Raw genomic sequence first — 25,781 nt, 5'->3', positions numbered from 1 at the left:
CGCTCACCCTACTTGGGAGCCTCCATGCCGCACGGCGGGTCCGGGAACGTCACACTGTGCCTGTGACGGGGTATGCCGCCGGGTCGGCCAGGGAGGTCAAGCGCGCCCTGCGCGCGCAGTTCCGTGCCGAGCGACGCGAGCGGGCGCCGCTCCGTGACCGGGCGGCCGACGCGGCCGCCATCGCCCGTGCCGGCCTGGCCGTGGTGGACGAGGTCGGCGTGCGGCCGGGCGAGTGGGTCAGCACCTACGAGTCGATCCCGGTGGAGCCACCCACCCACGCCCTCGTCGAGGCACTGCGGGCGCGCGGCATACGGGTCATGGTGCCGATCACGCTGCCCGACCTCGACCTCGACTGGGCGGAGGCCGACACCGACGAGCCGCTGGGGAAGGACGCCGTCGGGTGGTGCCGCGTGGTGTTCGTGCCGGCGCTCTCCCTCGACCACGCCGGCACCCGCATGGGCCAGGGCGGCGGCTGCTACGACCGGGTGCTGCCCCGCTCCCCCCGGGCTCGCATGGTGGCGCTGGTGCACCCCTGGGAGGTGCGCGACGGCGACCTGCCCGCCGAGCCGCACGACCTGCCCATCCCGGAGGTCATCACCGCCGACGGGCCGGTGCGCTCACTGCGACGAGCCGGGGACCAGCTCTAGGTCGTCGCCACCCTCCGCGCGAACCGCCTTCTCGGAGAACGGCCACGGGAACGTCTCGTTCTTGGACCACGCCCCGACCTGGTCGTCGTAGTGGTCGTTGAAGGCGTGGCCGCTGTTGCCGGTGGCGTTGACCCACGTCGACCGGTCGAGGTTGCCGAGGTCCACGACCATCCGCATCGACGGACCGGTGCGGACGTCGTAGCCCTGGCTGGCGTCCCAGCCCATCGCGTTGACGATGGCCGAGCCGCCGGGCACCTGGAAGGGGCCGCGGTTGAACAGCATGCGGACCGGACCGGGCACGGTGTCGGACCCGAGCACCTTGTGCTTCAGCGTCAGCTTGTGCAGCTTGCCCCACTCCCACTCGCCCGGGTCCTTGCCGAGCTCGCGGGTCAGGTCCAAGCGGGCCTGGACCAGGGCCTGGCGCATGATCTCGGTCGCGCCCTCGGTGACGCCGGGCGTGAGCTTGTTGTCCCACCAGGCGTCGCGCGGCTTGTCGAGCAGGTTGAGGGTCGCCTGCATCCACTGGTCGCCGCCGTTGGCCCGCAGGTCCTTGGGCAGCTCGTCGTTGTAGGTCAGGTCGACCAGGTTGCTCCAGACGGCGTTGAAGTAGGCCGCGGCGGCGCTGGCGTCGGAGTCACCGATCGGGTTGGTGAAGTCCCAGCCGCGCAGGAGGTCCTGGCCCTCCTTCGTGAACGGGTCGTCGTCGAGGTCGATGTCGAGCAGCCGCTTGGTGAGGGTCGCCGCGAACTCGCTCCGGGTGTCGGCCTGGATCTGGCTCATCCGCTGGGGCGTGACCTTCTGCTCCTTCTCGAGCAGCGAGCGGATCCGCTGGGCCCGGAAGCCGTAGTCCCACTCGGTGGTGAGGAACGGCGTCGGGCTGGCCGTCACCGCCTGGTTCGCGGTGACGATCATGCCCTCGGGCGGGTCGTAGGCCCAGGGCATCTGGTCGAACGGCACGTAGCCCTTCCAGTCCCAGGCCGAGCGCCACCCGGCGGTCGGCCAGTAGCCCGGCACCGCGCCCGGGGTGTCCGAGCGGCGGATCGGCACCATGCCGGGGGCCTGGTAGCCGATGTGGCCGTCGCGGTCGGCGTAGACGAGGTTCTGGCTCGGCACGGCGAACGACTTGGCGGCGTCACGGAACTGCTGGAAGCTGGTGGCCTTGTTGAGCCCGAAGATCGCGTCGGCGGTCTTGTTGGGCACCAGGCCGGTCCACGCCAGAGAGACCTCGTACTTGCCGGCGCTCTGCCGCCCGGACACCGGGGCCCGGTCGCCCGCCTCGCCGATGTCGCTGATCGCCTCCGACATGATCGGCCCGTGCACCGTGCTGCGCACGGTGATGGTGTGGTCACCCTCGCCGGCGACCTTGATGGTCTCGGTGCGCTGCTCGAGCGGGATGTACTTGCCGTCGCGCTGGTAGGTGCCGCCGCGGACCTGCTCGAGGTAGAAGTCGGTGACGTCGGGGTCGAGGTTGGTGAAGCCCCAGGCGATCTGCTGGTTGTGCCCGATCACGACACCGGGCAGTCCCGAGAACGAGAAGCCGCTGACGTCGAACGGGCAGCTCTGGCTGAGCGAGCGGCAGTGCAGGCCGACCTGGTACCAGATGCCGGGGATGTTGAAGCCGAGGTGCGGGTCGTTGGCCAGCAACGGCTTCCCGGTGCTGGAGTGCTCAGGCCCGACGACCCACGAGTTGGACCCCACGCCCGGACCCCGGCCGATCGTCTGGGGCACGGCCTCGAGCGCGTGCTGCACCGCGGCATACGCCTTCTCCGCCCCCGGGGTCGTGCGCTCCTGCAGCGGCACGGCGCTCGGGACGCGGGCGCCGGGCACGGCGGACGCGGCGCTCTGCTGTCCCTCACCCTTCGGGCTCCAGGCCTGCTGGGACAGGATCGGCTTGTGCTTGCCGTAGGGGTAGGCCGGGAAGAGCTCGTTGATCTGCGGGATCGGCACGCGGCCGACGAGCCGGGCCCGCATGAGCTCGCTCTCGTAGTCGCCGCGCAGGTCCCAGGCCATCGCCTTGAGCCAGGCGAGCGAGTCGGCGGGCGTCCACTGCTCGACGCGGTAGTCCTTGACCTGCTGGCCGAGCACGACGTACTCCAGGGCCATCCGCGAGGGGCTGCCCTGCCGGTCGATGTAGGCGTTGACGCCGTCGGAGTAGGCCTGCAGGTAGCGACGGGTCTCGGGGGCGAGCTTCGGCAGCTCCTCCTCGGCGACCCGGCGCCAGCCCATGGTGCGGATGACCTTGTCGGTCTCGAGCCCCGACTTGCCAACCATCTCGGAGAGCCGGCCGGCGGTGATGTGGCGGCGCAGGTCCATCTCGAAGAAGCGGTCCTGGGCGTGCACGAAGCCCTGCGCGCGGAACAGGTCCTGGGCGTTGTCGGCGTAGATCTGCGGCACGCCACGGTCGTTGCGCAGCACCGTGACCTTGCCCGTGAGCCCGGGGATGGAGATCTGGCCGTCCGTCGTCGGGAAGGGCCGGCGCACCCAGGTGACACCGAGGATGGCGGCCACCACGAGGAGCACGACGACGAGGGCGGCGACAGACACGGCGATACGACGGACAACAATGGCGCGCGACACCCTGCGAGACTAGGACACACCGCGATCGAGAGGACGTGACGGGGCCGTGGACGCGACTTTCCTCGCGGCACAGGGCGGCTTCAGCCTGCACGACCTCACCCTCGCCCTCCTCGTGGGCTCGCTCGTCCTGCTCGTCTCGGTCGCCGCGGTGCGCCTGTCGGTCAAGTCCGGGCTGCCGTCGCTGCTGCTCTACCTCGCCATCGGGCTGGCCATCGGCGAGTCCGGGTTCGGCATCAACTTCGACAACACCGAGCTCACCCAGGTGCTCGGGTACGCCGCGCTGGTCCTGATCCTCGCCGAGGGTGGGCTGAGCACCAAGTGGGACGGCATCAAGAACTCCGTGGCACCGGCCGCGGCGCTGTCGACCGTCGGCGTCGTCGTCTCGGTCGCCGTCGTCGGGTCGGCGTGCCGCTTCCTGCTCGACCTGCCGTGGGTCACCGCGCTCATGGTCGGTGCCATCCTCAGCTCCACCGACGCGGCCGCCGTCTTCTCGGTGCTCCGCCGGGTGCCGCTGCCACGCCGGATCACCGGCCTGCTCGAGGCGGAGTCGGGCTTCAACGACGCGCCGGTGGTCATCGCCGTGACGGCCCTGGCCACCGCGAGCACCGACCCCTCGCACGCCGAGGCGTGGTGGGTGCTGGCGTGGCACGCAGGCGCCGAGCTGGCGGGCGGTGCCGTCGTCGGCCTCGCGGTCGGGTGGCTCGGTGGTCAGTTCATGCGGAGGGTCGCCTCCGGCTCCTCGGGCCTGTTCTCGATCGGGATCATGGCGCTGACCGTGCTCGCGTATGCCGCGGCGGCGGCCGTGCACACCAGCGGGTTCATCGCCTGCTACCTGGCCGCGCTGGTGCTGGGCAACATGGCCCTCCCCCACCGCCAGGCGGTCTCGGCGTTCGCGACGTCGCTCGGCTGGTTCGCCCAGATCGGGCTGTTCGTGCTGCTCGGCCTGCTGGCCTCGCCGGCCGGCATGGGCGCCCAGCTGGTGCCGGCCATCGTCATCGGCCTGGTGCTCCTGCTGCTGGCCCGGCCGCTGTCGGTGGTCGTGTCGATGACGCCGTTCCGCGTGGGCTGGCGCGACCAGGCCTTCCTGTCGTGGGCGGGCCTGCGCGGCGCGGTTCCGGTCGTGCTCGCCACCGTGCCGCTCACCCTCGGCGCCCCCGACGTCCGGTGGATCTTCGACCTGGTCTTCGTGCTCGTCGTCGTCTTCACCCTCGTGCAGGGGCCGACGCTGCCCTGGGTGGCGCGCAAGCTCGGCGTCACCGACACCTACCAGGCGCTGAACCTGGCCGTGGAGTCCACGCCCCTCGAGGAGCTGAACGCCGAGCTCTTCCAGGTCAGCGTCGGCCCGGCCTCGAAGCTGCACGGCGTCGAGGTGTTCGAGCTGCGCCTGCCGCAGGGCGCCAACGTCACCCTCGTCGTGCGGGGCGGCTCGGGGTTCGTGCCCGCGCCCAACACCGCCATCCGCCGCGGCGACCAGCTGCTCATCGTGGCGACGGGCGAGACCCGCAAGAAGGTCGAGGAGCGGGTGCGCTCGGTCAGCGAGAACGGCCGGCTGGCCGGGTGGAGCCGCGGCGGCTGAGGGGCCGGCCGATCGTGGCGGGCTGACCTGCCACGACGACGTATACTTGGCACTCGAAGACCCTCAGTGCTAATCCCCGGGAGGACATCGTGCCCACGTACGCCTACGCGTGCACCGAGTGCGACCACCGCTTCGAGACCTTCCAGTCCTTCAGCGAGGACTCCTTGACGCAGTGCCCCCAGTGCGAGGGCCGGCTGCGCAAGCTGTTCAACGCGGTGGGCGTCGTGTTCAAGGGTGGCGGCTTCTACCGCACCGACTCGCGCAGCGGCTCCTCCGCGTCGGTGCCGGCGTCATCCGAGTCCGGGAAGTCCTCCGGGAAGTCGTCTTCCTCCTCGTCGTCGTCCTCGTCGTCGTCCGCGGACGGCTCCGCCGCCTGACGCTGAGCCGAAGTCCCAGACTTCGGGTCTCCTCGGCCTGTGACGGCCGAAGTCCCAGACTTCGGGTGACGCGTGCCGACCGGCACCGTCCACAAGCGGGTATGCCGCGTCCCGGCTTCCACAGCCCGCCGCACCCCGGGCGGCACGGGGGCCGGGCCTCGTAGGCTCGGCCCATGACTGAGACCTCCCCCGCGGCTCCCCCGGCGGACGCCCCGCGCGCCGACCTCGGCGTCATCGGCGGCTCCGGCTTCTACGAGTTCCTCACCCACGCCGAGCGGGTGCCGGTGACGACCCCGTTCGGCGACCCGAGCGACGACCTGGTGATCGGCGAGCTCGAGGGCCGACGGGTGGCCTTCCTCGCCCGGCACGGCCACGACCACCGGTTCCAGCCGCACAAGGTCAACTACCGCGCCAACCTGTGGGCGCTGCGGTCGGTGGGGGTGCGGCAGGTCCTGGCTCCGTGTGCGGTGGGGTCGCTCCGCGAGGAGCTCGGCCCCGGCACCATCGTGGTCCCCGACCAGGTCGTCGACCGCACCTGGGGCCGGGCGCACACGCTCTACGAGGAGGAGGGACCGGTCGTCCACGTCGGCTTCGCCGACCCGTACTGTCCCCACGGTCGGAAGGTCGTCGTCGACGCTGCCCGGGCCGCGGGCAAGCAGGTCGAGGACGGCGGCACGCTCGTCGTCATCAACGGTCCCCGCTTCTCGTCGAAGGCCGAGTCGCGCTGGCACCAGCAGGCGGGCTGGACCGTCGTGGGCATGACGGCCATGCCGGAGGCGGCCCTCGCCCGCGAGCTGGCCATGTGCTTCACCACCATCGCGCTGGTCACCGACCACGACGCCGGGGTGCACGGCGGCGAGGCCGTGACCCACGAGGAGGTGCTGCGCGTCTTCGCCAAGAACGTCGAGGGCCTCAAGCAGCTGCTCCGCTCGACGCTGGCCGCGATGCCCGAGACCGAGCCCGACGCCACGGCCTCCTGCCCGTGCCGTCGCGCCCTCGACGGCATCACCCTGCCTGCCCCGCTTCCCGGCTGAGCCGTCGTGCGACGCCTGGGGGGAGGCACGTTGTCGGGAAGGGCATTGTCGGGAAGGGCCTGGTCGGGAGGAGCACTTCAGGGCACCGCGCTGCTGGGTGCGGGACGTCGGGGCGCGTGGCGGCGACGGCTGCTGCGACGCGCGGTGTCGGCGGTCCTGGCCGGCGCGGCGGTGCTCGGGTGCGTCGCCGTCGCACGCACCCCTGAGGGAGGGCCACGGACCGCGGTGGTGGTCGCGGCGCGTGACCTGCCGGCCGGTCACCTGCTGCGCCCGGGCGACCTGGTGGCGCAGCAGCGGCCGGCCGGCTTCGCCCCCGGGCGGCCGGTGCACGACCCCGGCGAGGTCTCCGGGCGCCGGCTGGCCGCGCCCGTCACGGCCGGCGAGGTGCTGACGGCGGGCCGCGTGCTCGGCCCGGGCCTGCTCGACGGGCGTGACGACGGTGCACGAGCCGTGCACGTGCCCGTCGCCGACGCCGGTGCCCTGGCCATGGTGGGCGCCGGCGACACCGTCGACCTGCTCGCCTCGACCGGTGAGGTGCTGGCCAGCGCGGTGACCGTGCTGTCGGTCGACACACCGTCCGGGAGTGGCGGCCTCACCGGCGTCCCCGGCACCGGCGGCGGCATCGTGGCCGCGGTCGACGACCGGCAGGCTGCTCGCCTGGCGAGCGCGCCGCCCGACGCGGTCGGTGGTGCTGGCCTCGTGGTGGTCCTGCGCGGCAGTCCGTCGCTACGGTGAGCCCACAGGCACCATCGGTCAACTGAAGGGCGGGGCAGTACATGAAGGGCTTCAAGGACTTCATCATGCGCGGCAATCTCGTGGAGCTTGCCGTCGCGTTCATCATTGGCGCGGCCTTCGCCACGGTCGTCAAGGCCTTCACCGACATGCTGCTCGAGATCATCGCCAAGGCGGGAGGCGCCCCCAACTTCGACAAGTGGGAGGTCTTCGGGCTGACCAAGGTGGGGCCGTTCCTCTCTGCCCTGTTCGCCTTCCTGCTCATTGCCTTCGTCGTCTACTTCTTCGTGGTCAAGCCCTACGAGGCTGCGCGCAACCGCTTCGTCCGCAAGGAGGTGGACGCCGCTCCCCCGGAGGACGTCCAGCTGCTCAAGGAGATCCGCGACCTGCTGGCCGGCCGCCCCACCGCCTAGTCCTCCACCGCCCCGTCCAACGACTTCTGGCCACCGGCTCGGCTTACCCCGGACATTCAGCTGGGGCATGCCGCGTCAGTGGCCAGAAGTCGGAATGACCAAGGCGGGGTCAGCCAGTTCAGTCGCGGCCCCAGTGCGGGGGACGCTGCTCCTCCAGCCACCGGTCGTGGGCGCTGGAGTCGAACAGCTCACCCCATCCGGCGTCGGTGTCGTCCCGCGTCTGCTCGGGAGCCCGCTTCGACTTCCGGCGCAGGCCCCGCCGCTTCCTGCCCTCGTCCTCCGGTGCGGGCTCGGCTGCCGGCTCGGGGAAGAGCGTGCCCTCCTCCGCCTCGGCGCTCCGCTCGTCGGGCTGCTCGTCCGCAGTGGTCTCGAGCTCGGCGTCGTCCGCCGTCCCGAGCTCCGCCTGCGGCTGGTCCTGTGCCGATGCGTCCTGCTCTGCCACGGACCCATTGTCCGCCCCGACCGGCGCACCACCGCGCGCGCCCTCGGAGGTGCGATGGGTGATGGCGACCACCCGGGCGACGTCGCGGGCCGGGTCGCGGAACAGGTCCGTGCTCCACACCCGCACGTGCTCCCAGCCGAGCCGGCCGAGCTGCTCGCCCCGCAGGCGGTCGCGGTCGCGGGTGCTGCGCATGGCGGCATACGCCGGTCCGTCGGACTCGACGGCCACCAGCACGTGGCCGGGCCGGCGCGGGTCCTCCACCGCCAGGTCGATCGGGTGCACCGAGCCACCGAACGCCTCGTGCACGACGAGCCCCGCCTCGCGCAGTCGCCGGGCGAACTCGCCCCGCACGGGTTCGGCCTGCGGCGTCGGCGTCGCCGTCTGCGCTTCCGTCTGCGCTGCCGCCTCGGCATCCTCGGAAGCGGTCGGTGCCGGGAGCACGGACGCCTGCGACTCGGCATACGCGAGGAAGTCGCGCAGCATCGCAGCGCCACGTGCCTTGAGGCGCGAGGGGTCGAGGTCGGAGGCCAGCAGCGACGAGACCACGGTCATGCGACGCCGGGCGCGGGTGATCGCGACGTTGAGGCGGCGCTCACCGCCCTCGAGGTTGAGCGGCCCGAACCGGTGCAGCACCCGGCCGTGCGGCGTCTTGCCGTAGCCGATGGAGAGGATCACGGCGTCGCGCTCGTCGCCCTGCACCCGCTCGAGGTTCTTGACGAAGAAGCGCTCGGGGCGGTCCTCGTCGAAGAAGTCGCCGACGCCCTCCGCGGTCGACAGTGCGCGCCGCAGGGCCTCCTCGATGCGGTTGGCGTGCTTGATGCCCAGCGCGATGACGCCGAGCGACTCCTGCGGGCGGGTGCGGGCGTGCTCGAGCACGAGCTCGACGACCCGCTCGACCTCGGCCTCGGTCGACTCGATGGCCTCCTCGCCCGGCTGCACGACCCCGGCTCCCTCGACCGCCTCGAGGCGCACGACGGCATCGCTGCCGGTGCCGGGGAAGGTGACCAGGCTGCCGTCGTACATCTGGCTGTTGGCGAAGGCGATGAGCCGCTCGTCGAGCGAGCGGTAGTGCCACGAGAGGCGCCGGGTCGGCAGGGCTGCGGCCAGCACGTCGAGCACCGACTCGAAGCCCTCGGTGAGCGTCTCGGTCTCGGCGGCGCCCTCCTCGTCGACGGCCGCTGTGAAGAACGACGTCGGGGGCAGCTGCCGCTCGTCACCGGCGACGACGACCTGGTGGGCGCGGGAGATGGCCGAGATCGCCTGGGCGGGCGGGATCTGCGAGGCCTCGTCGAAGATCACGACGTCGAACCAGCGACCGGGCGGCAGCACCGAGGCCACGACCAGGGGGCTCATCGCCCAGGCCGGCTTGATGGCGGTCAGCGTGCGGCCGGCCTTGGGGAGCATCTCGCGCAGCGGCCGGTGGCGCCGGGCCTTGCCGGCCTCGGCCCGCACCAGTGACTCCTGCTCCGGGTGGTCGGCCAGCACCTCGCGCAGCCGGCGCCCGGCGGCGGCCCGCACCCGCTCGGCGGTGCCCGTGAGGTGGGCGTGGTCCGCGGCGACGTACTCGCGGGCGATGCGGCGCAGGTGGTCGCCGTCATGGGCGCCGTAGGCCGGGTCCTGCACGGTCAGGTGCTCGGCGAGCGAGGTCCACCAGACGAACTCGAGCTCGGAGGCGACGTCGTCGACGTCGACCTTGCGGCGGGCGAGGTCGTCGACGAGCGGTCCCATGCCGGCCTCGCGCAGCGAGTCGAGGGTGCCGAGCACGCGCGGCAGCACGGTGAGCCGCTCGGGGCGGCCCGCGAGCGCAGCCATGCGCCGCTGCAGCGCCTCCATATCGGTGTGCAGCAGGTCGCCGCCCTCGGCGGTGGTGCCCAGCCGATCCCCGAGCCAGCGCAGGTCGTCGGCGAGGGAGTCGTATGCCGTGCGGGCCCGGTCGAGGTCGACCGGGATCTCGGGGCGCCCGCCGGCGCCGGCCATCTGGTGCCAGGCCTGCCGCTGGTGCTGGGCGTCGACGAGTGCGGAGTGCAGGTCGGCCGGCGGGGTGCCGGGGCGCAGCAGGCTGCGGGCCTGTCGCCGCAGCCGCCACCGCGACACCCAGCCCAGGGCGACGCCGTTCTCGTCACGGAACTGCTTCGTGCCGGTCGCCGCCACGAGGTCGCCCAGTGGGAGGTCGAACACCTCGGGCCGGAACACCTCGAGGGTGTCGCGCACCCGGCCCACGGTGTCGAGCACGACTCCCCAGTCGGCGACCCGCTCGGCCTGGGGCAGGGTGACCTCGGCGAAGACCTCGTCCATGGTCTTCTGCACGTCCTGCAGGCCGCTCTGGCCGAGTCTGCCGGTGATCTCCTGGGCGCGGACGGCGTCCTCGGTGGTGCTGATCCGCGCGGCGTACCAGGGGTCGGTGCCGTCGTCGGTCGACCAGGCGCCGAGCGAGGCGGCCTCGGTGAGCTCCTGGGCCAGCTCGTCCACCCGCTCGCGGCTGAGCCCGGTCAGCTGCTCCCCCCGCACACGGATGCGCGAGGTCGGCGGGTGGCGGCGGGCGGAGAGGGTGGCGATCGCGTTCTGCACCTGGTGGGCGCTGACGCCCCACGGCTCGCGCACCCGGTGCAGCGCCTCGCTGTGCTCGACCAGGCGGGCGCGCCGCTCGACGAGGGCCCGCTCGACAGCGCTGGTGTCGGGCTCGGCAGCGGCGGTGCCCCGCTCGAGGGCGGCGCCGAACTCCTGTGCCAGCCGGCGCTTGTTGCTGGCGCCGTCGTAGGCGTCGAGCACCAGGTCGGCGAGCCCGACCCGCTCGAGGCGGGAGAGCACGGCGTCGATGGCGGCGCGCTTCTCGGCGACGAAGAGCACCCGCTTGCCCTCGCCGGCGAGCGAGGCGATCAGGTTGGCGATGGTCTGCGACTTCCCTGTGCCGGGCGGGCCCTTGATGACGAGGTGGGCGCCGCTGCGGACGGCGTCGATGGCCGACTGCTGGGTCGAGTCGGCGTCGAGGATGAGGTGCTCGCGGGAGGGGTCGGCGTCGGCCGGGCTGTCGGGCACCGTCGACCGCACGGCCTTGAGCGCCCCCGGGTCACCGGCGAGCGCGGCCACGACGTCGTGGTTGGCCAGCTCGTCGCCCTGGGCGGCGAGGTCGGCCACCATCGGCAGCTTGGCGTAGGAGAACGTGCCGACCACGAGCCGCGGTGCGACGGAGAAGTCGGGCACCTGCTCGCAGAGCCGCGTCAGGGCGGCATACACGGGGTAGGGGTCGAAGCCGTTGCCGGCCGTCGACATCTCCTCCAGCGCGCCGGTGTCGAGGTCGAGGCCCTGCTCGGAGCGCAGGTAGTGGTCGAGCACGGGGTTGAACTCGACGTCGTTGCCGAGGTCGATGCTGAAGTCGTCCTGCGCGGCGCCGGTCGGCTTGAGCACGCAGGAGCGCAGCAGCACGGGTGCGGCCGGTGGGCGGGAGGCGCCGCGCACGGTCCAGGTGGCCATGCCGATGGCGATGAAGCCGGCGGCGATGCCCCGCTCCTCGGAGAGCTCGAGGGTCTTGGCGCGGATGGTGCGGGCACGGCGACGGGCCTCGTCGAGCGCGGCTGGCTCGCGCATCAGGTCGGAGAGGCGGGTGGGGCGGCCCGCCATGAGCATGGCGACACCGCCGGGGTGGGCGGTGGTCAGGTCGAGGGTGCCGCTGGGCAGGTCGCGGTACCAGAGCAGGGTGTTGCGCCCGCCGAGGTCGACGAGGTGGCGCTGCCACGCCTGCACCGCGGCGGCGACGCGCTCCGCCCGCGGATCGGTCTGGGGTTCCGGCGCGGGGCTCGGGACAGCCGCGGTGTCAGGGTCAGCGTCAGGGACCGTGGCGCTCTCGGGGCCGTCGGCGAGGTCGCTGCTCCCACCCTCCGGCGCGCGGCCCTCCCCGGTGGCGGGGGCCGTGTCGCTGGCGGGCTGGGCTGGAAGCTTGGAGCGTCGCCGAATCACCAGTGCAGGCTAACGAACGACCCCTGCCTCGACCGCGGTGACAGACCGGGACGGCTCAGGCGGTTGTGACGGGGCGCCGAACGAGCAGGGCGACGGCGGCGATCGTCGCGGACAGGACGGCGGCACAGAGCCCGAGCACGTCGTAGCCCAGCTGTCCGACCACGAGCCCGGCGAGCGCCCCACCACCGCCGGCGGCCACCCCCATGGCGAGGTCGGAGGCGCCCTGGACGCCGGCCCGCTCGTCGACCGGCACCGAGCCGGCGATGAGCGTCGAGCCGCTGACCAGCGTGAACGACCAGCCGACGCCGAGCAGGAACAGGGCCGCGGTCAGGACCCAGGACCAGCCGGTGGGGGCTCGCGAGGCCAGCAGCGTGGCCGCGATGAGCACGCCGGAGCCGACCAGCGCCATCGGCCGGGCCCCGAACCGGTCGACGGCGAACCCGACCAGCGGCGAGAAGGCGTACATGCCGAGCACGTGGATGCTGATGACGAAGCCGATCACCCGCAGCTCGGCTCCGCCGTGGTGCATCTGCAGCGGCGTCATCACCATGACGCTGACCATCACCGCGTGCCCCAGGCTGACGGTCAGGATGCCCAGCAGGGCGGCCGGGATGCCGGCGGCGACGCGGAACCCCCGCCACACCGACCCGTGGTGGGCCAACGGCTCGACGGCCGCGGCCTCCGCACGGGCCCGGGCGTGCAGCAGCGGGTCGGGTCGCAGCCGCAGCGCCAGCAGCGCCGCGGCCAGCACGAAGCCGGTGAGCGAGAAGAGGAACGGCCCGGTCAGCGACGGGATGCCGAGGACGTTGGCGAGCCGGCCGGCCACGCCCACGAGGTTCGGGCCGAGCACGGCGCCGATGGTCGTCGCCCAGACGACGATGGACAGGTCGCGGCCGCGGTGCCGTTCCTCGGCGAGGTCGGCGGCGGCATACCGGGCCTGGCTGTTGGCGGCCGTGGCGCCGCCGAAGAGCACGCTGCCGGCCAGCAGCAGCGGGAACGAGCGCACGACGCCGGCGGCGGTGAGCGCGAGGGCACCGGCGATGCCGAGGAGGTAGCCGAAGTTCAGGCCGGGCCGGCGCCCGCGGCGGGCCATGATGCGCGCCATCGGCACCGCGACGAGCGCGCCCCCGAGCACCTGGAACGTGCCGCCGAGGCCGGCGAGGTCGGGTGAGCCGAGGATCTCCTCCGCCAGCAGCGACCCGACGGCGATGCCGCTGGAGACGCCGACGCCGCCGAGCATCTGGGAGCCGACGAGGGTGCCGACGGTGCGGCGCTGCAGTGCGTGGTCGGCAGGCGTGGCGACGCCGGTGATGGGCACGGCGCCAGTATGCCGCCCGGCTCGCCGTGCGGCTGCGAGCCGGTCGTGCCCGCACGGCATACCGGGTGAATCGGGGCTTTGGGCCCTGACCGCCCCTCGAGCCGCATGGCTAGCGTCGGGAGCGTGACGTCGACCCTGCCACGCCCGGCACCTTCCGAGTCTCCCTCTCCGACCAGGGGGTTGCGCCCCTGGTACGCGCTGATGCTGGCCGGCGGGGCGCTCGGGTTGTCCACCGCGGGGTGGCAGACGGTCGAGCGGATCGCGTGGGCGGCCGACCCGAACGCGACGTCGGTGTGCGAGATCAACTCGGTGCTCTCGTGCAGCAGCGTGTTCTCGCACTGGCAGTCGTCGGCGCTGGGCGTGCCGAACTCGCTCATCGCGATGGGGGTGTTCGGCACCGTGATGTCGGCGGGGCTCGCGGGGGTGCTGGGCAGCCGGCTGTCGCGCGGGTACGTCGCGACGGTGTTCGGGCTGACGGTCTTCATGACGGCGTTCGTCGTCTGGTACCTCGAGCAGTCGGCGCTCTCGATCGGCGTGCTCTGCCTGTTCTGCGTGGGGTGCGCGGTGAACATCGTGGTCGCCGGGATCGCTGTGACGCGGGTGGCGTCACGCACGGGCGCACTCGGTGGTGGCGGGTTCGGGCGTGGGGTGGCGGCCATGGTGGGATCGGGCGCCGACCTCGTCGCCTGGCTGGGGCTTGCCGCCCTGCTGGCGCTGATGATGTGGCTGGGGCTGGCGCTGTAGGGCCCGTTCCGCCTTGCGGGCCCCGCTCCCCCACCTAGAGTGGAAGGACACGGCGGACCCGGACCCTGCCCGCCGGCACCCTCTTTCAGGACTGCTCCGGACCCTGCGGCAGCCGCATCAGACGGACATGCGACGGGGAGGAAGCATGACCACGCAGCACACGCGGGCGGTCCACCCAGCCGGGACCGAGCGCCACCACGACCTCGGGGAGCTCGGGGTGCGTGAGCTCATCACCGAGCTGTCGAGGATCGAGGATGACCTGCGAGGAGTGCCCTTCATGGTGCGCCGCCACGGGATGATGGTGGTCAACCCGGAGGTCGCGCCGCTCCTGGCCCGGCAGCGCGCCGTGTCGGCGCAGCTGCGCCAGCGGCGCGTCTCGTGGAACGCCCACCCCGCCGGCCGACGCGGACCGTCGGCCTCGTGGCCAGCCCCTCCGTGGAGCTGAACCGCCCCTGAGCGGCGGTGCGTCCGGTCGGGTGCTCGTGGTCAGACCCGCTCGGGCGCACCGCCACACCCAGACAGCAGGCCCCCTCCTCGAGAGCCCTGCTCCTCGAGCAGCGCCACTCCTCGAGCAGCCCTACTCCTCCAGCCCGCGCACCACCATCACCGGGCACTCGGCGCGGTGGATCACCTTGTGGCTCACGGAGCCCAGCAGCAGACCGGCGAAACCGCCCCGGCCGCGGCTGCCCACGACGATGAGCCCGGCCTTCGCGCCAAGGGTGGTGAGCACGTCGCCCGGGTCGCCGTAGAGGATCTCGGTCTCGAGCGGCAGGTCCGGGTGTGAGCGGCTCACCTGCTCCTTGGCTGCGTCGAGGGTGCGCTGCGCCTCGTCGGTCACCGAGCGGGAGTGTCGGGTGCCGCCCTTCTCCGACTCGGCGTAGGCCCAGCCCGGTGCCGAGACGAGGTGGCCGACGCGGACCACGTGCAGGCCGGCGCCGGAGCGGGCGGCCACGTCGGCGGCCACCTCGAGCGCTCGCTGCGAGGGCAGTGAGTCGTCGACGCCGATGACGACCTTGTGGTCGGCGTCGGGGTGCACCGGGGTCTCGCCGCGCACGACGATCGCCGGGCAGCGGGCGTGGGCCGTCACGGCATACGACACCGAACCGAGCAGCCCACCGGCAACCCGTCCCCTTCCCCGCGAGCCGGTCACGACGAAGTCGGCCTTCTCCGAGGCCTCGACGAGCGCCGCGGCCGGCGTGAGGTCGACCGAGACGGCGCTGATCTCGGAGCGGTCGAGCACGGTGGCGGCCTTGTCGACGCCGTCCTGGAGGATGCCGTGCGAGACCTCGGCAAGGTCCTCGGCAAGGCGTTCGGCGCTGTATGCCGGTTCCACCGGGAACGCGGCCGGCTCACCGGAGTGAAGCACGGTCAGCGGACGTCCCTGCCGCTTCGCGGCATCCGCCGCCCACATCAGGGCCGTCTCCGAGCCCGGTGAGGCGTCGTATCCCACGACGATCCCGCGGACGTTGCCTTCCATGGTTGACCTCCTTGTCGTCGGCCGGGGGCACACGCGGGTGCCGGGCACGCGCGAGCCGGCTCCCCCATGGTGGCCGTGGGCGAACCTGCAGGTCGAGGGCCATAGGTCCCCGAGCGCCGGCCCCATGCCGGTTCACGCGCGTCGGGTCGTTGGGCCCTGTGGGACGGCGCCGCGCTGACGTGCACTGGTCGGTGAGGAGGTCTGGATGAGACAGCGGGGCACAGGCCTGGGGGACGAAGGCGGCGGCGTGGTGACAGGGCGAGCCGGCGTGTCCCTCTACTGGCTGCCGCTGGGCGCGGGCGGCCACGTGGTGCGGTGGAACGGCTTGGTCTACGAGGCGCTGGCCGCGCGATGGGGGCACCGGTCGATGCAGAACCTCTACCACTCGGCGCTCGAGGTCATGCTCGGCCGGCGGCGCTGGGTGATCGAGATGGCGCCGGTGTGGAGCCGGGAGGAGGCCGAGCGCGGCGTGGTGCAGGTCGGACCGGTGGCGCTGCCGCTGCTGGGGTCGTCGGCGCTGTTCCGGTACGAGGTGCGGTGCTGGCTGGGCGGGGTGATCCCCGATGCCGACGAGGCGGTGGCCAGCCCGGTGCTGCTGAGCTCCGACGCCGCCCGCGCCCGGCGGGTGCTGGCGTTGGTGCCCGAGGTGCCCGCGCTGACGTGGGGCCGTGACCAGCTGGGGGCGGGCGAGATGTGGAACTCGAACTCGCTCACCTCGTGGCTGCTGGCCCGCACCGGCCACGACGTGCCCGGCATCGCCCTGCCGCCGCACGGACGGGCTCCCGGATGGCGTGCCGGGCTCGTGCTCGCGGCCCGGCAGGACCGGCCCAGTGGCTCGAAGAGCCTTGTGTGACAGGAGTTTGCTATGTCCCTACGCCTTTCGTTCGAAGAGTGAAATGACTAGCCGTTCGATGACCCGAAATGACTAGTCATCAGGCACCATGGGTGGGTGACCCCCGGCAACACCCCCCTCTCCAGTACGACTGGCACGCCCCGCAGGGTCCGTGCCCACCGCGGCTTCGTCCGCCCCATGACGCTGGTGCAGCGCCAGAACCTGGCCCGCTACCTCGTCTACTTCACCCTTCCCGTCCTCAGCCTGGCTGCCATGGGGCTCGTCCTCGACGGCAGCCGCCGCGCGGTGACCTTCCTCGCGTTGCTCGCCCTCCTGCCCGGACTGCTGCTGTTCTCGCGGTCGCGGCTCGAGCCGGTGGGCCCGTGGGTGGCCCGCCGCACGCGGCGACGCGAGATCGCGCTCCTCGAGCGACTCTGGGCGTCCTCCCCGACCGCCCACTCCTGAGCCGCGCGCTCCTCCCCGTCAGCTCCCCACCCCCGAACAGCTGAGTCATGCCTGCCGCACTACGCCTATGGGACTCCACCAACTGTCGAGTCCTCCCGGTCCGGTCAGCCGATACCGCTGCCTTCTGCATCGGGCGTTCCATGGGAGGACGCCCGAGAACGAGCGGCGTGTCGGAGGAACACTGCCTGCGATCCCGTTGCTGTACTCGTCAGAGACAGCACACGCCATCACGAAGGGATGGCCATGATCCAACCGCATGAGGAACGCGTGGACATGGTGGCGGCCTGTACCGTCGCCGCCGCCCACCGCCGCGACCACCAGCACGACCACTTCACGCAGGAGTGCCACCCGCACTCCGTCGAGGTGGTCCACCTCGGGCACCGGGCCGTCGCCGTCTGCCACGACTGCCACGCCGACTCCGGCTTCCTGCTCGACCGAGACGCCGAGGCGCTGGCCGAGCAGCACGTCGAGCAGACCCGCGGCCACGCCAGCCCACCGCTCGTCGCCGTCGCCTGACCGAGTCGCCTCGAGGCGGCCGCCGCCCGGGTTGTCGCCTGACCGCGCCGTGGCCTGAACACGTGGCCTGACGAGGTCGCCGGCTGCCACACTGGTGGTGCGCCGCGCGGCACGGTGGCCGCGCACGACGATGGGGGGCGTCATGCCGACGTTGTGGATCGTGATCGCGGTGGTCGTGGCGGTGCTGCTCGTCGTCGGCTGGCTCTACGACCGGAAGTTCGGCTTCCAGGGCGACCGCATGCCGTCGGCCGAACGTCGCGCCGCGGCCGAGGCCCACGCGTGGAACACCCAGCACGGCATCGGCGGGGGCGACGGTTCCTCCTAGCTCGTATGCCGTCCGGCCACCCCGCCGGAGAGGCGTCGCCACACCCACCCTGCGGGGATCGTGCGACCTTCGAGCACGTAGGTGGCGGTCGGCAGGTCGACCATCGTGTCGGTGAGCTGGTGCCGGGCGCCGGCGCGGCCTGCCATGAGCAGTTGGTCGCCGGGCTGCAGCACCTCGTCGTCATCGGGCGTCATGATGCGGTGACCGTCGCGCAGCCGGGTGAGGGCCACCGCGTCGAGCGGCCGGTCACGGTCGGTGGGGCTGCGCAGCAGGTCGCCGACGTGCACCTCGCCGTGCTCGAGCCAGGGCATCAGGGCCGGGGCGTCCTCTGGGGTCAGGGAGATGCCCCACAGGTAGGGGGTGCCGGTTCCACAGCGCTCGACCAGGCGTTCCACGGTGCGCGCCGCCCACTCCTCGCCCTGGTGCGGCACCTGCGGCAGGAACCGCATGAGCACCGGGCTGGTGATCCGGGCGAGCACCTCATGGCTGATCACCTCGGCCGGCGCCATCCCGAAGTCGACGCCCTCCGCGGCATACAGCGACGCGTTGGCGACGTTGTTGTGCATCGCGACCAGGTAGGCGTCCTCGTTCACGCGGTGCGCGTGCTCGAGGAGCCAGAGGTTGGTGGTGTCGCTGTCGGTGGCGGCGACCACGGCGGCCGCGGTCTCGAGGTGCGCGGCGTCGACCGCGTCGGTCTCGACGTCGTCGCAGCGGTCCGCCTCGCCGGACGTCCCCTCCACCACGGTGACGTCGATGCCCTCGGCGCGCAGGTCGGCGGTGAGCTCGCGGCCGCGGCGGCCGTTGCCGCACACGACCCAGCGCCCGTGCGGCACGGGCCCCTGCCGGGCGGGCAGTGCGGTGCCCGGCGCGCTGGTGAGCCAGATCATCAGCTGGTATGCCGCGGGCGAGCGGAGCAGGATCCGCAGGTGGTCGCCGAACCGGTCGATGGGGTTGATGACCTGCTCGGGGTGGAAGGCGCGCATCCGCTCGCCGACGGTGCGGGAGTCGGCGCGGGCGATCACCGGCAGGTCGGGGCGGATCAGGGCGGTGGTCATGGTGACGTCGAGGTTGGTGTCGTCGTCACCGGTGAGCGCGACGACGCCCTCGCAGTGCATGTGCCCGAGGCCGGCGAGGACCAGCTCGCCGGTCTCGCGGGCGTCGCCGTGCAGCACCGGGGTCTCGAGCCGGTAGGTGTCGAGGTCGATCTCGGCGATGCGGTCGTCGTCGTGGTCGACCACGACGAAGCGCCGCCCCATGTCGTCGAGCGAGCGGGCCAGCATCTGGGCGGCGTGCCCGTAGCCGACGAGGAGCAGGAACGGCGCGCCGATGCGGTGCACCTTGCGGGCGAACCGGCGTCGGGTCAGCGCCCGACGAAAAGCCTTGTCCTGCAGGAGTGAGAGCAGCGTGCCGATCGCGTAGGCCCAGCCGATGACCGACAGGAAGATCGCGAAGGTGACCCACATCCGCTGCAGTGGCGTGAACGGGTAGGGGATCTCCCCGAAGCCGATCGTCGTCGCGGTGTAGGTCATGAAGTAGAAGGACTCGAACAGCGACAGGTGCGCCGGGGTGCCGCTGGCGTCCTTGCCGGGCACCAGCGAGAGGCCCAACACGCTCACCGCGAAGATGACGATGATGGTGATGAGCGGCACCCGCATCCGGCGCAGCACGAGCAGGATGCCGGCGGAGGCGAGCTCGGCCTGCACGCTGGGCAGCCTGGGGATCTGTGTCTTCCTCTGGGGGCGTTCGGTGTCGCGGCGCGGCTCGGGCTGGCCGAAGATCCGGGTCCAGAACATCAGCAGGCTCGCCACGGGTCCGCCCATGTCAGCGACGCTGGTACGACACCGTCTCGGAGACGAGCAGCGTCACCGAGACCAGGTTGGCCAGCAGCGCGCCGCCGGAGAGGGAGACGACACTGGAGGTGCTTTCCGCCGTCAGGGTGCTCGTGGAGGTGACGGCGGTCCAGACCACCGCGGCTGCGATGAGCTGGAGGCTGGCGACCAGGCTGGTCGCGAGCTGCACGGCCCCGATCTGGGTGCGGTCGCCGAACTTCAGCACCACCGCGATCAGGTTGACCACGACGGCGGCGAACAGCTCGTAGACGTTGTGGACCCGCGGGTCACCGAGGTCGCCGATGAAGAAGCCGAAGTTCAAGGTGGCGGCGAGCAGGACGAAGAAGCCGAAGACGACCTTCTCCAGGTTCACGCCTACCTCCCCTCAGTCGGTTTCCGCATCGTATGCCGTGCGACGTGCACCGCACGCCGAACCGGCGGACGTGAGGTGGAGGGGCTGCGCCCGTGCCCTCCCGGCAGGCACCAGTCGCGGCAGTTGAGCTGCGGCCGCTCCACCCGCGGGTGGAGACGATCGATGGGCGCAGATCCACCCGCGCATCGATGTCGCGGAGCTGCGTCGCTTCTAGCGTCTTCTCAGACCCGCAAGCGGCCGCTCCGAGTCCGCGACACCACCACTCACCTGCCGGAGACCGTCATGTCCCTGTTGACCTCGTCCCACCCCCGCCGAGTCGCCGTGGCGCTCGGCGCTGCCAACATCACCGCCACTGTCATCGGCGCGCTGGGCGTCGCCGCACTCTTCCCAGAGGCGTCCGAGTGGACGTCCCGCCTGGCGGTCGTGCTGGCCCTGGCCGTGGCGGTCACGGCCCTGCTCGTGACGACGCGCGGGTGGGATGTGGCCGGCTTCCGCGGGCGGGTGAGGAACCCCCGGCTGCTGGTGCTGCCGGCTGCGGTCGCGCTCGCGCCCCTGCTCGGTGGGGTGGACCTGCCCGGCGCCCGGACGCTCGCCGTGTTCGTGCTCGGGTACGCCGTCACCGGGTTCTTCGAGGAGGCGCTCTTCCGCGGGCTCATCCTCGGCCTGCTGCGCCCGAGCGGGGTGTGGCCGGCCGTCCTGATCTCCTCGGCCCTGTTCGCCGCTGCACACCTGCCCAACATGCTCTTCGGGCAGGCGCCGGCGATCACCATCGCCCAAGCCGTCGGCACGTTCTGCTTCGGTGTCGGTTATGCCGCCGTGCGGCTGCGCACCGGCTCCGTCTGGCCGCTGATGGTGCTGCACTTCCTCACCGACCTGCTGCTGCGCATCGACGCGCTGCCCGGCTGGGCGCACTGGGCCGTGATGGTCGGCGGCGACACCCTGCTCCTGCTCTACGGCCTCGTCCTGCTCCGCCATGCCAGCCTTCGGCGTGTTGACTCTTCTCCCAAGAACGCAGCCCATACTGATCGCGCACGGATCGCCGCCAACTGAAAGGACCCTCGTGGCCTCTGACGTGAGGGACGGTAGACGAGCGCCTACCGCAACGGCCGCCCTGGCATCGGCAGCCGGTGTCGGACTCGTCGCGGCCGTCGTCTGCACGGTGACCGTCAGCTGGCGCTTCGGGTTCCTGCTGGGGTGGATGGCTGCAGCCCTCACGTTCCTCGTGCGGTTGTGGATCGCCCTGTGGCCCATGAACGCTGACGAGACCCAGCAGCACGCGGCACGCGAGGATCCCCGCAAGCCGGTGGCTGATGTCGTGATGGTCGCCGCAGCGCTGGTCAGCCTCGCGGCGGTCGGCCTGATGTTGACCGGGTCCACCGGAGGACGTGACCTGCAGGCCGCCCTCAGCGTCTGCAGCGTGGCCCTCGCCTGGGGTGTGGTGCACACGGTCTTCATGACGCGGTACGCCGAGCTCTACTACGACGAGGAGCCGGGTGGTGTCGACTTCGGCGACGACCGGCCTCCCGTCTTCAGCGACTTCGCCTACCTCGCGTTCACCGTCGGCATGACGTTCCAGGTCTCCGACACCCAGGTCACCGGGCCCCTGCTGCGGAAGGCCGTGCTGCGGCAGGCTCTGCTGTCGTACGTGTTCGGCGCGGTGATCATCGCGACCCTGATCAACCTCATCGCGGGCCTCGGCAAATGACCGCGGCAGTCCCGGCCCGATGACGTCTGGGGATGCGTGGGCCCGGGCCTCAGGCAGCATGGGAGATGTGTTCCGCTTCGTTCCACAAGCGCGCCCGCGTCCGGGCCGCGGCCTCCGCCTCGTACGGGGGCCGGCAGCGCTGGCCGCACGCGTGACGCTGGCCGCCGCCACGGTGGCCGCCACGGTGGCCGCCTGTGCCTCGCCGCAGGGCTCCGCTCCGACCCCCTCGACGTCGCACGCTGCCGGCCCGACGGAGACCGTCGCTTCCGCCGCTCCCCCCGCTCCCGAGACGGCAGCGACCGTGTCGGCCTCGTCCGTGCGGCCGACCAAGGTCCTGGTCGTCATGGAGGAGAACCGCAGCTACGCGAACACGGCCCGCAACATGCCGTACCTCGTGGGCCTCGGCTCGAAGTACGGGCAGGCGACCGCGATGCGTGGCGTGACCCACCCCTCGCTTCCCAACTACCTCGCGATCGCTGGCGGTTCCACGTTCGGCATCACCGACGACCGGGCTCCCTCAAGCCACCCCCTGATCAGCAGCTCGGTGTTCGGGCAGGCCCGTGCCGCCGGCCGACAGGCCCGCGTGTATGCCGAGGGCATGACGACTGCGTGCCAGCGCTTCAACACCGGGCGGTATGCCGTGCGGCACAACCCGTGGACCTACTTCACCAGCTCGGCTGAGCACACCGGGTGCCGGGCCAACGACGTCCCCGCGGGCACCACGACCTCAGGCGCGCTGCACAACGACATCGTCGCCGGACGCCTCCCCACCGTGGGGATGCTCGTGCCCGACGTCTGCCATGACGGGCACGACTGCTCGGCGGCCACCGCCGACGCGTGGCTGAAGCGGTGGATGCCAACCATCATGGCCGGCCCCGACTACCGCGCCGGCAGGCTCGCCGTCGTCATCACCTTCGACGAGGACGACAAGCGGTCCGGCAACCTGGTCTACACCGCCGTCGTGCACCCCTCGCTGCACGGCAAGACCGTCACCAAGGCTCTCAACCACTACTCGCTCTCGGCATCGCTGTCGCGCCTCTCCGGGCGGACGCCGCTGCGGAAGGCGGCAACCGCCCCGCCGTTCCTGACCGCGTTCGGCCTGGCACGCTGACGACGGCGACCGCGTAGTCAGGTTCACAGCGGGGTACAGCCCGAACGACGGGTGCGTGCGCCATCCGATCGGAGAGAGGAATGCCGTGGGAACCGTCAAGCGGCTCGACCGCCTGCAGCGACGTCATCCCGCGGCGGGCCTCCCGATCGCGGTGGTGTACAAGTTCGCCGACGACCAGGGCAGCTACCTCTCCGCCCTCCTGGCCTACTACGGGCTGGTCTCCCTCTTTCCTCTACTGCTCCTGCTCTCCTCGCTCCTGGGCTTCGCGCTGGAGGGCAACGCTGGGCTTCAACACACGATCATGGCCTCCACGCTCAGCCAGTTCCCCGTCATCGGGCAGCAACTGCGCACCTCGGGCCTCAAGGGCAGTGGCGTCGGGGTGGTGATCGGAGTGCTCGGGTCGCTCTACGGCGGGCTCGGGATAGCGCAGGCCTTCCAGAACATGCTGAACACGACCTGGGGTGTCCCGCGTAATGAGCGCCCCAACCCGGTGCGGGTGCGGTTGCGCAGCCTGGCCCTCCTCGCGACGGCAGGCCTCGCCATCATCGCCACCACAGTGCTGTCGGCACTGGCCGGCAGCGCCGCGGCATACGGTGCCGAGCTCGGCGCCGGCCTGCGGGTGCTCAACTCCCTTGCGGCGATCGCGGTCAATGCCGCCGTCTTCGTCCTCGCGTTCCATCTCGGCACGGCTCGCCGGCTCAGGTGGCGCGACTCCGTGCCGGGCGGGTTGCTCGCCGCGCTGGCGTGGCAGGTGCTGCAGTTCTCCGGCACCGCCGTGGTGGGCCACACCCTGAAGAACTCCACCGCCGTCAACGGCGTCTTCGGCCTCGTGCTCGGACTGGTGGCGTTCCTCTACCTCGCTGCGGTCGCCACGACGCTCAGCGTCGAGGTCAACGTCGTCCTCGCGAAGCGACTGTGGCCCCGCGCGCTCCTCACCCCGTTCACCGATGACGTCGACCTCACCCGGGGTGACCGCAGGACCTACACGGATGCCGCCAAGGCGCAGCGGGCCAAGGGTTTCGAGACGGTGGACGTCAGTTTCGACCGACAGGGAGAAGCCGGGTCTCCGGAACCGGACCGCGACGACCGCGGCTAAGGGGTCGCCTGAGAGGGAGCCGGTGCCTGCGGTGCGGCCGGTCCGGTCGACTGCACGGTCGGGCCCTGGTCACTCGGCGTGCCGGTGGGAGGCGCGGACTGGGACGGCGTGCCGGTCGGCTGCGGCGCACTGGTGGGCGAGTCGGTCGCGGTGTGTGTGGGAGATGCGCCCTGTGTCGATGTCCTGGTGGCTGGCGTGGTGGCCGGCTGGTCGGTCGAGGGCTTCTCGGGCTTCTTCTCCGACGGGGCGCTGGAGCCACCGAACGCCTTGGAGAGAGAGGTCCCTGTCGCAGCGCTGTTCGATACCGGGTGGCCCAGCAGCGCCTCGACGGCCGTGATTCCGCCCAGCGCGAGCCCTGCGGCGGCAGCCACTCCAGCTGCGACCCCGACCCAGCGGGCGACGGGGCCAATCCGACGCGTCCGGTCGGCGACGGGTTGGGGCTCAGCAGCGTCGTCGATCACGACACCCGTGTCTGGACCCTGCACCACGTGGGCGCGGGCGTCGGCATGACGGGTCACGATGACCGGGCGGACCTCGCGGATCCGGGTGCTGGCTCGGCGCAGGGAGTGCGCGTAGACGGCTGAGGCGATGGTGGCCACGAGGGAGCCGACGACAGCACCGATGATGGTTCCGGCCACGCCGAGGAACGACGCGGCGAGGGCGGAGGTGGCTGCGGCCAGGGCGCTACCGGCAACCTGGGCCGGGCTCAGCCCAAGGGCGTTGACCTTGGGCTCCGGCGCGTCAGTGATCGAGGTCGGTGAAGAACTGGAGGTCTGTGAGGAGCTGGACGTAGCGGGTTCAGGCATGGTGAGGCTTTGGGACTTCCGTCAGGTGTCGAAGACATCCGCCGTCTTTGCCGGACCGAGCAGCAAGTCTAGGCCTCGAGTCTGAGTGTTCCCTCAAGGCCGCCCCGTAGGGGTTCCCGCCACGGTGCGGGAGCGGCGGAGGTATCGACTACCCTGTCCGATGCAGGGCTGGCCCAGGTTCCCTCGAGGGTTGCATTGAGGGTTTCGACCACGTCCCGCCCTCGTAGCTCAGGGGATAGAGCACCGCTCTCCTAAAGCGGGTGTCGCAGGTTCGAATCCTGCCGGGGGCACCACACGTTTGCGCAGGTCAAGGGGCATTTTCGACCGTTCCGATGCCCTCGACGGAGGGCAACCGGCCGTCGTTGTGGCACATCTGTGGCACAAGAGAATCGAGCCGAGAGCCGACCTGGTCCAGGTCATCAGCGAAAAGGCCCGCGTAGATGTCCAATGTCATCGCGGCCGAAGCATGGCCCAGCATGCGCTGCACGGCCTTCACGTTTGCGCCGACCGAGATCGCGAGCGACGCCGCGGTGTGCCGCAGGTCGTGCGGGGTGAACCCGACCAGCCCCGCATCGGCACATGCCCGATCGAAGACACGGCGACGCCAGTTGTTGAGCCGGATGGCGCCGCCTGTCTGCGACGGGAATATGAGGTCCTCACCCGACTTGCCTTCACATGCAGTGACCAAGTGAGGGAGGAGCGACCTGGGAACCGGGACATGCCGCCGCGCATGTGACTTTGGTGTCGACCACACCAACTGCGAGCCCACTACGGTCACCGCCTCTGCGACGTAGAGGCGACTGCGATCGACCTCGAGCCGGGAGACTTTCAGAGCTGCGAACTCCCCAAACCGCAGACCTGTGAGGGCCAGTGTCAGGATCGCTAGCCGGTGAGCGCCCGCAGCATCCGCCAAATTTCCGACCTGGTCAGCAGTCATGAAGTGCGGTTCCCGGGTTACCTGACGGGGCAAACGCACGCCCTTGGCTGGGTTGAGCCCCAAGCAGCCGTCAGCCACGGCTGCGTCGAGGATCTGCGACGCCACGAGGTAGGCCTTGCGAATGGTTCCGGCCGAGAGCCCACGACGATGGAGTTCGCCGATCCACGCGGCCACATCCGTCCGAGTGATGCTGGCTAACGGCCAGTTTCCCCACTTCACCAGCACATAGGTCCTGGCGACCTCCCCGTATCGCTGCGCCGTGGTCGCCTTGAGATGCCCCAGGCCCGAGAGCCAGCGCTCGGCGTAGAAGCTGAAGAGCAGCTTCCCCGCTGACGGGTCGATGTACCGACCCCTTTGCATCTCTGCCTGAAGCTCGATGAGAAACCGCTCCGCGTCGACCCGGCGGGAGAAGGACTTCTTGCGTTGCTTCCCCGAGGGGTCCCGCCACCTCGCCAGCCAGCGGCCATCACGGGTGTCGCGTGCGACCTTCGCCAT

General features: G+C 71.8%; 24 protein-coding genes and 1 tRNA gene. 17 read left to right on the top strand and 8 right to left on the bottom strand.

Annotated elements, in window-relative coordinates:
- Nucleotides 1-62: 62 nt before the first annotated feature.
- Nucleotides 63-647 (top strand): 5-formyltetrahydrofolate cyclo-ligase, encoded by a 585-nt coding sequence (locus BMW78_RS16020; protein ID WP_091761787.1) that lies wholly within the window; start codon nt 63-65, stop codon nt 645-647.
- Here BMW78_RS16020 and BMW78_RS16015 read toward each other — a convergent pair.
- On the bottom strand, nt 618-3,191 hold the full coding sequence (locus BMW78_RS16015; RefSeq protein ID WP_342707741.1) for a penicillin acylase family protein: 2,574 nt from the start codon (nt 3,189-3,191) through the stop codon (nt 618-620). The genes BMW78_RS16020 and BMW78_RS16015 overlap by 30 nt on opposite strands.
- 79 nt (nt 3,192-3,270) lie before the next feature.
- Between BMW78_RS16015 and BMW78_RS16010 the strand changes: the two genes are divergently transcribed.
- From BMW78_RS16010 to mscL, 5 genes are all read left to right on the top strand, one after another.
- Nucleotides 3,271-4,800, top strand: coding sequence for a potassium/proton antiporter (locus BMW78_RS16010; protein WP_091761783.1), 1,530 nt, complete (start codon nt 3,271-3,273; stop codon nt 4,798-4,800).
- Nucleotides 4,801-4,889: 89 nt separating this feature from the next.
- A complete protein-coding gene (locus tag BMW78_RS16005; RefSeq protein WP_091761781.1) occupies nt 4,890-5,177 on the top strand; it encodes an FmdB family zinc ribbon protein in 288 nt (95 codons plus the stop codon).
- Nucleotides 5,178-5,350: 173 nt separating this feature from the next.
- A complete protein-coding gene (locus BMW78_RS16000) occupies nt 5,351-6,211 on the top strand; it encodes an S-methyl-5'-thioadenosine phosphorylase (protein WP_091761780.1) in 861 nt (286 codons plus the stop codon).
- A gap of 144 nt (nt 6,212-6,355) precedes the next feature.
- Entirely contained in the window at nt 6,356-6,946 is a 591-nt protein-coding gene (locus BMW78_RS15995; protein ID WP_177180436.1) for an SAF domain-containing protein, read from the top strand.
- Nucleotides 6,947-6,987: 41 nt separating this feature from the next.
- Nucleotides 6,988-7,356, top strand: coding sequence for a large conductance mechanosensitive channel protein MscL (gene mscL, locus BMW78_RS15990; RefSeq protein WP_091761776.1), 369 nt, complete (start codon nt 6,988-6,990; stop codon nt 7,354-7,356).
- 118 nt (nt 7,357-7,474) lie between these two features.
- Here the strand turns inward: mscL and BMW78_RS15985 are convergent, their stop codons facing one another.
- Both BMW78_RS15985 and BMW78_RS15980 read right to left on the bottom strand, forming a co-directional pair.
- Nucleotides 7,475-11,752, bottom strand: a complete 4,278-nt coding sequence (locus BMW78_RS15985) for an AAA domain-containing protein (protein ID WP_245735906.1) — start codon at nt 11,750-11,752, stop codon at nt 7,475-7,477.
- 55 nt (nt 11,753-11,807) lie between these two features.
- On the bottom strand, nt 11,808-13,070 hold the full coding sequence (locus BMW78_RS15980; protein WP_245735905.1) for an MFS transporter: 1,263 nt from the start codon (nt 13,068-13,070) through the stop codon (nt 11,808-11,810).
- A 123-nt stretch (nt 13,071-13,193) separates the two neighbouring features.
- On the opposite strand from BMW78_RS15980, the gene BMW78_RS15975 reads away from it, so the two are divergent.
- Together BMW78_RS15975 and BMW78_RS15970 are read left to right on the top strand one after the other, a co-directional pair.
- Nucleotides 13,194-13,814, top strand: a complete 621-nt coding sequence (locus BMW78_RS15975) for a vitamin K epoxide reductase family protein (protein ID WP_177180435.1) — start codon at nt 13,194-13,196, stop codon at nt 13,812-13,814.
- Nucleotides 13,815-13,959: 145 nt separating this feature from the next.
- Nucleotides 13,960-14,259, top strand: a complete 300-nt coding sequence (locus tag BMW78_RS15970) for a hypothetical protein (protein ID WP_091761770.1) — start codon at nt 13,960-13,962, stop codon at nt 14,257-14,259.
- Between the two features lie 132 nt (nt 14,260-14,391).
- On the opposite strand, the gene BMW78_RS15965 is transcribed toward BMW78_RS15970, so the two are convergent.
- Nucleotides 14,392-15,291 (bottom strand): universal stress protein, encoded by a 900-nt coding sequence (locus tag BMW78_RS15965; RefSeq protein ID WP_091761769.1) that lies wholly within the window; start codon nt 15,289-15,291, stop codon nt 14,392-14,394.
- Between the two features lie 247 nt (nt 15,292-15,538).
- Between BMW78_RS15965 and BMW78_RS15960 the strand changes: the two genes are divergently transcribed.
- The 4 genes from BMW78_RS15960 to BMW78_RS15945 all read left to right on the top strand — a co-directional run bounded on the left by BMW78_RS15960 (nt 15,539) and on the right by BMW78_RS15945 (nt 17,429).
- Nucleotides 15,539-16,144 (top strand): hypothetical protein, encoded by a 606-nt coding sequence (locus BMW78_RS15960; protein WP_218144382.1) that lies wholly within the window; start codon nt 15,539-15,541, stop codon nt 16,142-16,144.
- Nucleotides 16,145-16,321: 177 nt separating this feature from the next.
- Nucleotides 16,322-16,588, top strand: a complete 267-nt coding sequence (locus BMW78_RS15955; RefSeq protein ID WP_091761765.1) for a hypothetical protein — start codon at nt 16,322-16,324, stop codon at nt 16,586-16,588.
- 243 nt (nt 16,589-16,831) lie between these two features.
- Complete coding sequence (locus BMW78_RS15950) at nt 16,832-17,104, top strand: hypothetical protein (RefSeq protein ID WP_143056303.1); 273 nt, start codon at nt 16,832-16,834, stop codon at nt 17,102-17,104.
- Between the two features lie 142 nt (nt 17,105-17,246).
- Nucleotides 17,247-17,429, top strand: a complete 183-nt coding sequence (locus tag BMW78_RS15945) for a hypothetical protein (protein WP_143056302.1) — start codon at nt 17,247-17,249, stop codon at nt 17,427-17,429.
- Here BMW78_RS15945 and BMW78_RS15940 read toward each other — a convergent pair.
- On the bottom strand, nt 17,426-19,249 hold the full coding sequence (locus tag BMW78_RS15940; RefSeq protein ID WP_091761759.1) for an NAD-binding protein: 1,824 nt from the start codon (nt 19,247-19,249) through the stop codon (nt 17,426-17,428). The two genes, BMW78_RS15945 and BMW78_RS15940, sit on opposite strands and share 4 nt — an antisense overlap.
- A gap of 1 nt (nt 19,250) precedes the next feature.
- On the bottom strand, nt 19,251-19,631 hold the full coding sequence (locus BMW78_RS15935; RefSeq protein WP_091761757.1) for a DUF6394 family protein: 381 nt from the start codon (nt 19,629-19,631) through the stop codon (nt 19,251-19,253).
- A gap of 282 nt (nt 19,632-19,913) precedes the next feature.
- Between BMW78_RS15935 and BMW78_RS15930 the strand changes: the two genes are divergently transcribed.
- From BMW78_RS15930 to BMW78_RS15915, 4 genes are all read left to right on the top strand, one after another.
- A complete protein-coding gene (locus BMW78_RS15930) occupies nt 19,914-20,681 on the top strand; it encodes a CPBP family intramembrane glutamic endopeptidase (RefSeq protein WP_177180434.1) in 768 nt (255 codons plus the stop codon).
- 109 nt (nt 20,682-20,790) lie between these two features.
- Nucleotides 20,791-21,336: a DUF1345 domain-containing protein gene (locus BMW78_RS15925; RefSeq protein ID WP_245735904.1), complete on the top strand. Its 546-nt coding sequence runs from the start codon at nt 20,791-20,793 to the stop codon at nt 21,334-21,336.
- 151 nt (nt 21,337-21,487) lie between these two features.
- On the top strand, nt 21,488-22,447 hold the full coding sequence (locus tag BMW78_RS15920) for an alkaline phosphatase family protein (protein WP_218144381.1): 960 nt from the start codon (nt 21,488-21,490) through the stop codon (nt 22,445-22,447).
- 85 nt (nt 22,448-22,532) lie between these two features.
- A complete protein-coding gene (locus tag BMW78_RS15915) occupies nt 22,533-23,543 on the top strand; it encodes a YihY/virulence factor BrkB family protein (protein WP_091761752.1) in 1,011 nt (336 codons plus the stop codon).
- On the opposite strand, the gene BMW78_RS15910 is transcribed toward BMW78_RS15915, so the two are convergent.
- Nucleotides 23,540-24,349 (bottom strand): hypothetical protein, encoded by an 810-nt coding sequence (locus BMW78_RS15910; protein WP_143056300.1) that lies wholly within the window; start codon nt 24,347-24,349, stop codon nt 23,540-23,542. The two genes, BMW78_RS15915 and BMW78_RS15910, sit on opposite strands and share 4 nt — an antisense overlap.
- A gap of 217 nt (nt 24,350-24,566) precedes the next feature.
- Here BMW78_RS15910 and BMW78_RS15905 point away from each other — a divergent pair.
- Nucleotides 24,567-24,642: transfer RNA gene (locus BMW78_RS15905), tRNA-Arg, on the top strand.
- 14 nt (nt 24,643-24,656) lie between these two features.
- Here the strand turns inward: BMW78_RS15905 and BMW78_RS15900 are convergent.
- A complete protein-coding gene (locus tag BMW78_RS15900; RefSeq protein ID WP_091761748.1) occupies nt 24,657-25,781 on the bottom strand; it encodes a tyrosine-type recombinase/integrase in 1,125 nt (374 codons plus the stop codon).

The sequence above is a fragment of the Pedococcus cremeus genome (assembly GCF_900111375.1).
GTDB classification, from domain to species: domain Bacteria; phylum Actinomycetota; class Actinomycetes; order Actinomycetales; family Dermatophilaceae; genus Pedococcus_A; species Pedococcus_A cremeus.
The sequence above is the reverse complement of the archived record's forward strand: the minus strand, read 5'-3'. Positions and strand labels throughout refer to the sequence as shown.

Bases quoted from the DNA above. Each gene is read 5' to 3' on its own strand.
- BMW78_RS16000 (WP_091761780.1), top strand. From the start codon at position 5,351: ATGACTGAGACCTCCCCCGCGGCTCCCCCGGCGGACGCCCCGCGCGCC.
- mscL (WP_091761776.1), top strand. From the start codon at position 6,988: ATGAAGGGCTTCAAGGACTTCATCATGCGCGGCAATCTCGTGGAGCTT.
- BMW78_RS15970 (WP_091761770.1), top strand. From the start codon at position 13,960: ATGACCACGCAGCACACGCGGGCGGTCCACCCAGCCGGGACCGAGCGC.
- BMW78_RS15965 (WP_091761769.1), bottom strand. From the start codon at position 15,291: ATGGAAGGCAACGTCCGCGGGATCGTCGTGGGATACGACGCCTCACCG.
- BMW78_RS15955 (WP_091761765.1), top strand. From the start codon at position 16,322: ATGACGCTGGTGCAGCGCCAGAACCTGGCCCGCTACCTCGTCTACTTC.
- BMW78_RS15950 (WP_143056303.1), top strand. From the start codon at position 16,832: ATGATCCAACCGCATGAGGAACGCGTGGACATGGTGGCGGCCTGTACC.
- BMW78_RS15945 (WP_143056302.1), top strand. From the start codon at position 17,247: ATGCCGACGTTGTGGATCGTGATCGCGGTGGTCGTGGCGGTGCTGCTC.
- BMW78_RS15940 (WP_091761759.1), bottom strand. From the start codon at position 19,249: ATGGGCGGACCCGTGGCGAGCCTGCTGATGTTCTGGACCCGGATCTTC.
- BMW78_RS15930 (WP_177180434.1), top strand. From the start codon at position 19,914: ATGTCCCTGTTGACCTCGTCCCACCCCCGCCGAGTCGCCGTGGCGCTC.
- BMW78_RS15910 (WP_143056300.1), bottom strand. From the start codon at position 24,349: ATGCCTGAACCCGCTACGTCCAGCTCCTCACAGACCTCCAGTTCTTCA.
- BMW78_RS15900 (WP_091761748.1), bottom strand. From the start codon at position 25,781: ATGGCGAAGGTCGCACGCGACACCCGTGATGGCCGCTGGCTGGCGAGG.